Source organism: Flavobacterium album (genome assembly GCF_003096035.1).
Classification (GTDB): Bacteria; Bacteroidota; Bacteroidia; order Flavobacteriales; family Flavobacteriaceae; genus Flavobacterium; species Flavobacterium album.
The window spans coordinates 2105010-2117158 of record NZ_CP029186.1; the positions used below are offsets into that span (position 1 = coordinate 2105010).

The 12149-nt window shown below is 45.7% G+C and carries 8 protein-coding genes; 6 read left to right on the forward strand and 2 right to left on the reverse strand.

The annotated features are described in order from the left end of the window. Positions 1–7 precede the first annotated feature (7 nt). Positions 8–1249 (reverse strand): cation:proton antiporter, encoded by a 1242-nt coding sequence (locus tag HYN59_RS09280; protein ID WP_108778002.1) that lies wholly within the window; start codon positions 1247–1249, stop codon positions 8–10. A 423-nt stretch (positions 1250–1672) separates the two neighbouring features. Between HYN59_RS09280 and HYN59_RS09285 the strand changes: the two genes are divergently transcribed. The 6 genes from HYN59_RS09285 (at position 1673) to HYN59_RS09310 (ending at position 9979) form a co-directional block, all read left to right on the forward strand. Next, positions 1673–2374 carry an ABC transporter ATP-binding protein gene (locus HYN59_RS09285; protein WP_108778003.1) on the forward strand — a complete coding sequence of 234 codons (702 nt, stop codon included), beginning with the start codon at positions 1673–1675 and terminating at the stop codon, positions 2372–2374. A gap of 84 nt (positions 2375–2458) precedes the next feature. Then, complete coding sequence (locus HYN59_RS09290) at positions 2459–3031, forward strand: cob(I)yrinic acid a,c-diamide adenosyltransferase (protein ID WP_108778004.1); 573 nt, start codon at positions 2459–2461, stop codon at positions 3029–3031. 238 nt (positions 3032–3269) lie between these two features. Next, entirely contained in the window at positions 3270–3491 is a 222-nt protein-coding gene (locus HYN59_RS09295) for a DUF2795 domain-containing protein (RefSeq protein WP_002986941.1), read from the forward strand. 94 nt (positions 3492–3585) lie between these two features. Beyond that, positions 3586–6948, forward strand: coding sequence for a preprotein translocase subunit SecA (gene secA, locus HYN59_RS09300; protein ID WP_108778005.1), 3363 nt, complete (start codon positions 3586–3588; stop codon positions 6946–6948). A gap of 209 nt (positions 6949–7157) precedes the next feature. Then, a complete protein-coding gene (locus HYN59_RS09305; protein ID WP_108778006.1) occupies positions 7158–9227 on the forward strand; it encodes a CotH kinase family protein in 2070 nt (689 codons plus the stop codon). Positions 9228–9403: 176 nt separating this feature from the next. Beyond that, positions 9404–9979: a T9SS type A sorting domain-containing protein gene (locus tag HYN59_RS09310; protein WP_108778007.1), complete on the forward strand. Its 576-nt coding sequence runs from the start codon at positions 9404–9406 to the stop codon at positions 9977–9979. Between the two features lie 121 nt (positions 9980–10100). On the opposite strand, the gene HYN59_RS09315 is transcribed toward HYN59_RS09310, so the two are convergent. Continuing rightward, a complete protein-coding gene (locus HYN59_RS09315) occupies positions 10101–12137 on the reverse strand; it encodes a T9SS type A sorting domain-containing protein (protein WP_108778008.1) in 2037 nt (678 codons plus the stop codon). Positions 12138–12149: the final 12 nt, after the last annotated feature.

The following is a 12149-nucleotide window of genomic DNA, read 5'->3' on the forward strand; positions in this document are numbered from 1 at the left end:
CGACTGCCTACTCCTTCGGGGCCAACGCCCTCGATGCCACTTTCCCGATACTAAGTCCCTGTACCACAATAGAAAATACCACCACAAAGTAGGTTATTGCAATAATAACATTTTTATAAGGCCCGTCATTTATCGAAAGTGCCAGTGCGATCGAAACCCCGCCGCGCAGTCCGCCCCATACCAGTATTTTTATAGTCCCACGGGAGAATTTCTCTTTAAAGGGAATAAACTTCGTAGGGAGCCAGATAGAAATAAACCTGGCAAAAAGAACCAGCACAATACAAGCGATGCCCGGCAGCCAGTAATTGTTAATGTTCTTTACCAACAATAAATTGAATCCGATGAACAAGAACAGCACGGCATTGAGTATCTCGTCATTCAGTTCCCAGAATTTATCGAGATAATCTTTTGTTACGGGCGACATGGTAAAACGCTTTTTGAAGTTGCCAATGATAAGCCCTGCAAAAACCATGGTAAGCGGGCCGGATATATGAAACTGACGCGCAATAAGATAACCGCCCATCACAATGGAAAGCGTTATAAGCACCGAAACTTTATAATCGTCAATTTTGTGCATGGCGCGCGCTGCGGTAACACCAAGCAATATCCCCAGCAGGAACCCACCGCCCGCCTCGCGTATCAGGAGCCATATAACGTGCATTACAGTAAGGTCTTCGGAAGTGCCTTGTGCTAATTGTAATATAACCGCAAAGACCACGACCGCCATACCGTCATTAAAGAGGGATTCCCCTGCAATTTTAGTTTCCAGGCTCTTACGGACCTTAGCGCCTTTCAGGATGCTGAGCACCGCCACAGGGTCGGTAGGGGAGATAAGCGCCCCAAAAAGAAGGCAGTAGATATACGGAATTTCAAGGTCTTTAATAGGGATGAAATAAACAAGTGTCCCTACCGCAAAGGTTGATATGATAACACTGACAGTAGAGAACACCATAATAGGCCCACGCTGTTCCCGAAGGTCTTTCAGGTTGATGTGTACAGCTCCGGCAAACAGCAGGAAGTTCAGCATCGCGCCCATGAGCAGTTCGGTAAAATCGAATCCGGCAACAAGTCCCGACATCCTGCTAAGGGTACTTGGGAATACTTTCCCGAAAATAACCAGGAAAATAGAAACGGCCATAGCAATAACCATTACGCCTATAGTAGAGGGCAGCTTCAGGAAGCGCACGTTGAGGTAAGCGAAAAAGGAGGCCAGTACGATGAGTACTGAAAGTGAATAATATAATTCCATAGGCGTGTAAATGTATTTTGGAGTGTGAAAAATACCGGTTTTTACAAAAATAGCGAAAACAGCCGTTATATCCTAAGAAGTTTTCAGTCGCAGTCACAGTTTTCAGGTTCGGCAGTACGTTATTATGTAGTCATCCTGAGCGCAGTCGAAGGGCTTTGAAATTCCACTTATAACCAATAAATGGGAGCGTGTATGATCCCGCCTGCTTTGGGACAAACTGTGGATTTAGGCGAATGACCACAGATTTTTCTCGTAATACTTTTTAAATCCGTGAAAATCCACCCGATCCGCGTCATCCGCGTTCCAAAAAATCTGTTGTTATCCAAAAAAATCTGTGGTCATCAGCCTGATTGGTGTTATCCTCGTTCCATCTTTTCATACTGTAAAATAAAAATCCTTACTTTTATCGTTCAAAACCATACTATGGCACAACCGATAATAGAGATAAAAGGCATTACCCGCGATTATCTTGTGGGAAGCGAGATCCTTAATGTACTTAAAGGTATTGACCTCCATATAGATAAAGGGGAATATGTGGCCCTCATGGGGCCTTCGGGTTCCGGTAAAAGTACGCTGATGAATATTTTGGGCTGCCTGGATACGCCATCATCGGGCTCTTATGTACTTAACGGTAAGCCGGTAAGCCTGATGGGCGACAATGAGCTGGCTGAGATCCGCAATAAGGAAATAGGGTTCGTGTTCCAGACGTTCAACCTGCTGCCACGTACAACAGCCCTGGACAACGTGGCTCTGCCGATGGTATATGCCGGGTTTAAAAAACCGGAGCGCCATGCCCGTGCCACAAAAGTGCTCGAACAGGTAGGCCTTTCCGACAGGATGGACCATAAGCCAAACCAGCTCTCGGGCGGGCAGCGGCAAAGGGTAGCGGTAGCGCGTGCATTGGTAAACAACCCCTCCATTATATTAGCCGATGAGCCAACAGGAAACCTGGACAGCAAGACATCGGTAGAGATCATGAAGCTGTTCGGCGAAATACATACCAACGGCAATACCGTAATCCTTGTAACCCACGAAGAAGACATCGCAGCCTATGCCCACAGGGTGATCCGCCTCAGGGACGGCGTTATAGAGAGTGACAACCCAAACCCAAACCCGAAGAAATAATTAAGTTGCCGGTTGTTGGTTGTCAGTTGATGGATTATCACCGTTGCTGAGTTCCGGCAACCAACAACCAACAACCAACAACCAATGAAGGTATACACAAAAACAGGAGATAAAGGTACCACAGCCCTATTTGGGGGAACCCGTGTGCCAAAACACCACATTCGAATTGAAAGTTACGGCACGGTAGATGAGCTGAATTCGCATATAGGGCTCATTCGTGACCAGGAAATTAATCCCAATTATAAGAAAATACTGGAGCGTGTGCAGGACAGGCTCTTTACGGTAGGTGCCATATTGGCAACGCCACCCGATAAGGAGATTTTGAAGAATGGTAAAGAACGGCTCAATATCCCGAAAATATCCGAAGCAGACATCGAACTCCTTGAAAATGAGATTGACGAAATGGAAACCGAATTGCCGCCGATGACGCATTTTGTCCTTCCGGGCGGGCATACAACAGTGTCATACTGTCATATAGCGCGATGTGTGTGCCGTCGTGCCGAACGCCTTTCAGTACATTTGAACGAGCTGGAACCGATAGATATGATGGTTTTGACCTACCTGAACCGACTTTCTGACTACCTTTTCGTATTGGCACGGAAGTTGTCCCATGACCTGAAGGCTGACGAGGTAAAGTGGATACCGGAGAAGCTATAAGGACGTAAGTCCGATGTCCGAAGTCGGATGTTTCAGGGGGAAGTGTTTTAGTTTTCCTGTACTTTGACTTAAGTTACGATTGTTTCAAATCCGGGCTTACGACTCAAAACATCGGACTTCCGACCTCCGACTTCGGACGCCCGCACACGTTCTTAACTTTTTTCATAAAATAAACCACTTTTTACTTGACAATTTCAGTAGAAAATTTATTTTTGCATAAACTTTAACCGTTTACAAGATGTATTGGACATTAGAATTGGCATCCTATTTAAGCGATGCCCCGTGGCCGGCTACCAAAGATGAGTTAATTGATTACGCCATCAGGACTGGTGCTCCGCTCGAAGTAGTAGAAAACCTGCAATCCATTGAAGACGAAGGCGAGATCTACGAATCGATGGAAGAGATATGGCCGGATTATCCGACGGACGAGGATTACCTTTGGAATGAGGATGAATATTAGCAAAAATAAGATCAATTGAAAAGTCTCTTTCACGAGGCTTTTTTTTTGGTTAAATTTGTGCCCTGTTTAGAATAATATAAGTAATATCAACATAATGAGTTTAATAAACAGCATTCTTAGAGCCTTTGTGGGCGATAAGTCGCAAAAAGACATTAAAGCCATCCAGCCGCTTATCACTAAGGCAGGCTCTTTCGAGAAAGCTTTGTCGCAGCTTAGCCATGATGAGCTCAGGGCTAAGACCATTTATTTTAAAGATAAGATACGCGAGGCGCGTGCCGACAAAGACGCTAAGATAGCCTCTTACCTTCTTGAGGTAGAGAAAACCGAGGATATCGATGCCCGTGAAGACATCTATGCTTCTATCGATGCGCTTGAAAAAGAGGCCTACGATATCTCCGAAAAAGTATTGATGGATATCCTTCCGGAGGCATTTGCCGTAGTGAAGGAAACCGCACGCCGCTTTAAGGAAAATACATCGATCACAGTTACTGCCAATGCCAAGGACAGGGAGCTTTCGGCAACCAAGCCTTATATCGTAATTGATGGGGATAATGCCGTTTGGGCAAACTCATGGAATGCCGCCGGTAAGGAAATTACCTGGGACATGATCCATTATGATGTGCAGCTTATAGGCGGTGTCGTACTGCACCAGGGTAAGATTGCCGAGATGCAGACAGGTGAGGGTAAAACCCTTGTGGCTACGCTGCCATTATACCTTAATGCGCTTACCGGCAATGGGGTGCACCTTGTAACTGTAAACGACTACCTGGCACGAAGGGATAGTACCTGGAAAGCGCCACTGTTTGAATTCCACGGCATTACTGTGGACTGTATAGACAACCACCAGCCGAATTCTGAAGGCAGGAGGAAGGCCTATGCAGCTGATATTACCTATGGTACCAATAACGAATTTGGTTTTGACTACCTTAGGGATAATATGGCGCACTCGCCAAACGACCTTGTGCAGCGCAAGCATAACTTCGCGATTGTCGATGAGGTTGACTCCGTATTGATTGATGATGCGCGTACGCCGCTTATCATATCTGGACCGGTACCGCAGGGCGACCGCCACGAGTTCAATGAGCTGAAACCAAAAGTAGATAACCTTGTAAACCTGCAACGCACGTTGCTTAACGGTGTTTTGGCTGAAGCTAAAAAGCTCATCCGCGAAGGCAAGACCAAAGAAGGCGGGGTACTGTTATTAAGGGCGTACCGCGGGCTTCCGAAAAGCAAGGCGCTTATCAAGTTCCTTAGTGAGGAAGGCGTGAAGCAATTGCTCCAGAAAACAGAGAACCAGTATATGGCGGACAACAACCGCGATATGCACAAGATAGACGAAGTGCTTTACTTTGTTATCGAAGAGAAAAATAACCAGGTAGAGCTCACTGATAACGGTATCAAATTCCTTTCGCAGGATACAGACGACCAGTTCTTCGTACTTCCGGATATCGGGACTGAGATTGCCAATATCGAAAAGAAAAACCTTGACAAAGAGGAAGAAGCTGAGCAAAAGGATATCCTTTTCAAAGATTTCTCTATAAAAAGTGAGCGCATCCATACGCTTACACAGCTCCTGAAAGCATATACCTTGTTTGAAAAAGACGTAGAATATGTGATCATGGACAACAAGATCATGATCGTTGACGAGCAGACAGGCCGTATCATGGATGGAAGGCGCTATTCTGACGGGCTTCACCAAGCTATCGAGGCTAAGGAGAACGTTAAGATCGAGGCAGCCACCCAAACATTTGCCACTATTACCCTGCAAAACTACTTCAGGATGTACAAAAAGCTGGCCGGTATGACCGGTACTGCTGTGACTGAAGCAGGCGAGTTCTGGGAAATATACAAGCTTGACGTGGTAGAGATCCCTACCAACAGGCCAATTGCCCGTAAAGACCAAAACGACCTTATATACCGCACCATGCGCGAAAAGTTCAATGCTGTTATCGAAGATGTCAGCGCACTTTCAGCAGCCGGAAGGCCGGTGCTTATCGGTACAACGTCGGTAGAGATCTCCGAATTATTAAGCCGAATGCTTAAGATGAGGAACGTGCCGCATAACGTACTGAACGCGAAACTCCACAAAAAAGAAGCAGAGATTGTTGCCGAAGCCGGTAAGCCGGGCGTAGTGACGATTGCAACCAACATGGCGGGCCGTGGTACCGACATCAAGCTTACGCCGGAAGTAAAAGCCGCGGGCGGACTTGCTATTGTTGGTACAGAGCGCCACGATTCAAGACGTGTAGACAGGCAGCTTCGAGGCCGTGCAGGCCGTCAGGGTGACCCGGGAAGCTCGCAGTTCTATGTGTCGCTTGAGGATAACCTGATGCGTTTGTTCGGGTCCGAAAGGGTAGCTAAGATAATGGACCGTATGGGCCTTAAGGAAGGCGAGGTTATACAGCACTCGATGATGACAAAATCTATCGAGCGCGCACAGAAAAAAGTGGAAGAGAATAACTTTGGTGTACGTAAGCGCCTGCTTGAATATGACGACGTTATGAACTCGCAGCGTGAGGTGGTATACAAAAGAAGGAGGCACGCCCTTGAAGGTGAGCGCCTGAAGATAGATATCGCCAACATGATGTATGATACAGCAGAGCTTATCGCACAAAACAATAAAGCTGCAAACGACTTTAAGAACTTTGAGTTTGAGCTGATACGCACGTTCTCTATAAGTTCCCCGGTAACGGAATCGGAGTTTGCAAAGCAATCTGAAATGGAGCTTGCAGGCAAAGTATATAAAGCCGTACTGGAAGCATATAATGAAAAAACAGAGCGCAATGCAGCTGAGGCTTTCAAGGTGATCAGCAACGTATATGAAAACAACAACGGCCAGTATGAGCGTATCGTGGTTCCGTTCACCGACGGTATTAAAACGCTTAATGTGGTTACCGACCTTGAAAAAGCGTACCAGAGCGGCGGCAAGACCCTAATCACCGACTTTGAGAAGAACATTACCCTTGCTATCGTTGACGAGGCATGGAAAAAGCACCTTCGCAAAATGGACGAGCTGAAGCAATCGGTACAGCTGGCGGTACACGAGCAGAAAGACCCGTTGCTTATCTATAAGTTCGAGGCATTCAACCTGTTCAAGAAAACCATTGATGATATCAATAAAGAGGTAATATCGTTCCTTTTTAAAGGCGACCTGCCATCGCAAAACCCGAACAACATACAGGAAGCAAAGCAGCCGGTGCGCCAGGAGGAAGAATACATCGAAATAAAGGATGAGGTATTGAACACGGATGAGATGGCGGCCAAAGCACGCGAGGTTTCGCAGCAGTCACAGCAGCGCCCACAAGTTACCGAAACGATTATGAGGGATGCCCCGAAAATCAACCGTAACGACAACGTGACCATTAAGCACGTAATGAGCGGCAAGACCGAAACCATGAAATTCAAAAAAGCCGAAGGCATGCTTGCCACCGGCGAATGGGTGATCACCAACGGTTAATCCATTAGATATTTATAAATGAACCCTGCGGAAACGCGGGGTTTTGTTGTTTTCGGATGTACGGGCATTGAAACGATGCCTGTGACTGAAAATAATAAGTATAGGGTAAACACATAGTTAATTGTCAAATAATCGTATACTTTGTTAAATTATAATATATACATGATTAAATTAATGTTACTTTTGTTTGAAACAACATCTATTAACCTATGAAACAACAACTACGCACAGTCTCATTCGTGCATTTACGGAAATTCTTTATTGCGGCATTCCTGCTCATCCAGGCTGCGGCCTGGTCACAGGTAACTTTTACCGACAGCAACCTGCCGATCGTGATCATCACTACTGATAACGACCCTGATACCGGCCAGCCGATGGAGATCCCGGATGATCCCAAGATCCCGGCAAGCATGAAGATCATCTTCCATCCGGATGGCACCCGCAATTACATGACGGACCAAAACACAGCCGGCTTTCTCAACTACAATGGGCGCATCAAGATTGAATTGCGCGGCTCTTCGTCGCAATTACTTGAAAAGAAGCAATATGGGTGGACAACCTATGAAAATAACGATACTACTAAAAAAGACGTAAGCCTTCTGGGTATGCCAAGCGAGAGGGACTGGATACTCAACGGCCTGGCATTCGATTCTTCACTCATCAGGGATTACCTGTGCTACAACCTTACCCGCCAGATGGGACAATATGCCACGCGAACGCAGTATTGTGAAGTGATCATCAATGGTGATTACCGGGGATTATACATTTTGCAGGAAAAGATCAAAGACGACTCCAAAAGGGTGAATATCGAGGAGATTGATGAAAATGCGTCTGAAGGTATGGCGCTTACCGGTGGCTACATAACAAAGGCAGATAAAACTACCGGTGGCGACCCTATAGCATGGCAAATGGACTCCTACCAAGGATGGCCTACCGACTTTGTGCATGAACTCCCGAAACCGGAAGATATCACACCCGCCCAAAATGATTATATCCATTCGCAATTCCAATTGCTGGAATCGGCTTCAGGCGCCGGAAATGCCAGTCTGGCTAATGGCTATCCCTCGGTGATCGATATCCCTACATTTGTGGATTTTATGATCATCAACGAATTTTCGTCGAATGTTGATGCTTACCAGATAAGTACGTTCTTCCATAAAGACAAAGGCGGCAAGCTAAGGGCAGGCCCGGCATGGGATTTTAACCTGAGCCTCGGCCTCGATGTATTTGGCGACAGGAGCCAGCCGGATATATGGCAGTTCTCCAACGGCGACAATGAGGGGGCAAAGTTCTGGACCGACCTGTTTAACAATTCAACCTACAGATGCTATTTTTCGAGAAGGTGGCATGAACTTACACAGGATGGAAAGCCGTTAAGCTTCAATCATATTGAAACGTTTATAGACGAAACAATTGCAACCATCACCGAGGCTTCTGTAAGGGAGCAGCAGCGTTGGGGCACGGTGCCAAACCTTGGGCAGGAAATACACAACATTAAAGATTTTATCCTTGCAAGGATGGACTGGATGGATGCTAATATCGGCAGCTTTACAGCTTGCAGCAATGTGGACGTACCAGAGCTTGTGATCAGCAGGATAAACTACAACCCATCTGAAACCACTGAGTTTCCTGAGTCGGATGACCAGGAATTCATTCAGATTACCAACGCAGGCACGACAGAAATAAACCTTACAGGCGTTTACCTGAGCGAACTTGGCATATCCTACCAGTTTCCTGTAAATGCGACACTGGCGGCAGGGCAGAGCCTTTATATCGCAAGTAACCCAACAGTATTTGAAGCAAAATATGGCGTTGCACCTTTCGGGCAGTTCCAAAGAAACTTATCCAATAATACACAAAAGCTTGTACTGGCCGATGGATTCGGGAATGTCATCGATGTAGTAGAATATGACGACGACACCCCGTGGCCAAACGCGGATGGCAATGGCAGCTATTTGCAGCTTGTGTCGCTGGACCTTGATAATAGCCTTGCATCAAGCTGGGTAGCTTCGGTAAACGATTCACTTTCCACAGATAAGTTCAACACTGCTGCTTCAACCGTAATATATCCAAACCCTGTAGGCGATATGCTGTATGTAAAGTCAGGGGAAATTATCAATAGCGTTATGGTTTATGATATCTACGGAAAGCTTTTGCAGTCGAAAAACCTTTCTTCAAATACCGCCAGCCTGGATTTCAGCCAGTATGCTCCGGGAATATATCTTGTTAAGGCATCAGGCAGTAATGGCACAGCTACACAAAAGATAATAAAACAATAAACGATCTTTAGTTATAATAAGGAATTCCGCTCCAATTGGATGCGGGATTTTTTGTTTGCGAATACTAAGTAATAACTCACAGATACTAAACCAAAGCACCACAATACTCAAATCTTAAAAATTAGACTCTTTAATGCTGTAGCTTTACTTTAAATTAATCAACAAAAAGAAATGCTATGAAAAGAAATTTACTATTTGCAATGCTTTTAGCCTCTGCGGGCATGAGTGCCCAGACTACTCACGTTATAAGCTGGTTTATGGGGGTATCCTCAACAGCGGCTTCAAAAACCATCAATGCCGGAGACACCGTAAAATGGACATGGGACGACTCAGCACCGCATAGTGTGACCAGTATAGCCGGTGGTGCCGAAACATTCACGAGCGGTACACTTACCGGTAGCAACAAAGAATATTCGCGTGTCTTTACAGTTGTAGGCGCTACCGATTACCATTGTGTCATTCACTCCATGATGACCGGAACTATTACAACCGAACAATCAATGGGTGTAGACGACCTTAAAAACCAGGAATTTGAGTTTTTCCCGAACCCTGTAACAGATGTACTTACCATCAATTCCAAATCGGTAATAGACAGGGTAGAGGTGTACGACCAGAATGGCAGGCTGATTGTTAATACAACAGCCGGAAACCCTTCGGTAAAAATATATATGGATAACTATAGTGCGGGCACTTACTATGTGAAAGCATTTTCGGGCAGTGCCATTAAAAATATGACTGTAGTAAGAAAATAAGTTTTGTGTGTGTATTGAAAAGCCCCGGGCATTTTGTTCCGGGGCTTTTTTTTAAAGGTAAACTAAAAAATACCCGTTCCATAGTAAAATGAAACGGGTATCTTATTTGAAAAGGATTTAATTAACCTTTAATGAATTTAGAAGAATGCTGCCTGCCATTAGAATCCTGCATGATGATGATATAAGTACCTTTGGTAAGCTGCTGTACCTGTATTGTTCCGTTAGCAACATCGGCCGTTTTTACAAGCCTTCCGCCAAGGTCATAGATATTCGCCTTCACTATAGACAGGCCATTGCTGTTAATGTTCAGTACTTCTTTCGCAGGGTTAGGGTACATAACGAATTTAGATGCGGATGCATCGTTCCTGCCCAGTGTTTGTCCTTCTGTAACTAATAAAGAAGACTTAACGTCCGGATTTTCTACGATGTCAACCGTTCCCGACGGCCAACGCACTACAACATGGTCTATCACATCGCTTTCTCCTAATCCAAAGTGGGCATTCAGTGAACCCATATACTCAAAACCGTCGCCACTCCTTATTTCGCGGATATATTTGTGGTTGGCATCGGTATATACTTCAACCCGTGCACCAATACCGTTCCTGTTGCTTTGTATACCTTTCAGGTGTATCTTGATCCAGTTGTTTCCATTGTCATTACCAAAGTGGATGGTATTGCCATTTTGTATATCAAGAAAGCCATCATTATTAAGGTCGCCTACAGGTCCCGGCTCCGGGGAGTTAGCCGCAACTGTAAAAGTCATGTCACCATTGTTATACAATACATAGTTGCCTCCGCCAAGGATATCTATAAAGCCGTCATTATTAAAATCGTGCGCAAAATAATCCCTGCTGGTTCCTGAAAATGTATCCAGTCCGGAGCCTGCGGTAACATTAGTAAAAGTACCATCACCGTTATTTTTCATTAGCTTTTGTGTGAATAGCGATCCATCAAGCCCCGCATTGCTCCCTACAAGTACATCCATGAAGCCGTCATTGTTAAAGTCGCCCCATGCACTCGACCATGACTGGTGATAATCGGCAAAGCCAAGTTCCTCTGCGACATTGGTAAAGGTGCCATCGCCGTTATTGCGGTGCAATTCGTCTTTTGCGGCATCATTGTTAGCACCGCGGCATTTCGCGATGTACAGGTCAATATCTCCGTCATTGTCGTAATCTACCCAAATTGAAGCATAGTTGCCCCCGGTAGGGTATACCCCAAGATCCGGCGCTCCATTAAGGCCGCTACGTTTAAAGTTTCCGCCGCCGTTGCCGGTATTAAGGAAATATACATTCGCAGCATTATCGTCGCACATAAAGGCATCGAGATTGCCATCGTTGTCAATGTCAACAAAATTGGTGCGTTGTGTAAGGAAACTTGCAGGGGTTTCAAGCTTTGAGGTAAAAGCAGTTCCCGTACTGTTTGATATCATTACGGTAGATCCTCCGCCGCTTCCGTACAATAGGTCATTGAACCCGTCTTTATTATAGTCGCCTGCAGCGATGCTCCAGGAAGGCGTATTTTGAGAAGTTAGCGCCGGAATGTCGGCAGCCGTAAACCCGCTACCGTTGGCATTTTGGTATAACACATGCACTACGCCGTTATCTACACCTATAATGTCGTCCAGGTAGTCACCATTCATATCCACCACACAGTTTTTGGTTCCGTTGAGGGTTATCTGTTGGGGTTCAAATAATGGCGGTACATATACTGCTTCAGTAAGCGTAAAAGGGAAATTGTCACTATACTCAGCTGAACCTTCCCAGTTATTATCAAAAACGATATAATAAGTAACACCGGCTTCTGCCGTAAAGGATGCTACAGAAGTATAGCCCGGGCCGCTGTCATCGTCACCAGCCACACAAACAAGGGCGCCGCAGGAGCCTTTATACACATGTACCCTTGTATCTACCGTCAGCGATATTGCAGTGCTTACTGTAGTAGTATGGATTTCGGCAGGTGTGTATGAAAACCATGCACCTTTGGTAAGGTTTCCGCTTTGTCCCGGTGTACAAATGGGATTGGGCACTTCGCTGCCGGCAGTCAGGGATACATTATACGTGCCGGGCCCAACCACCTGTGGATGGGCACAATCGTGCTGTGCCAATAGGGCAAGCGGACTCAGGCAGAGAAACGCAAGAGTAAAAATTTGTTTCATAGTTTTTTGTTT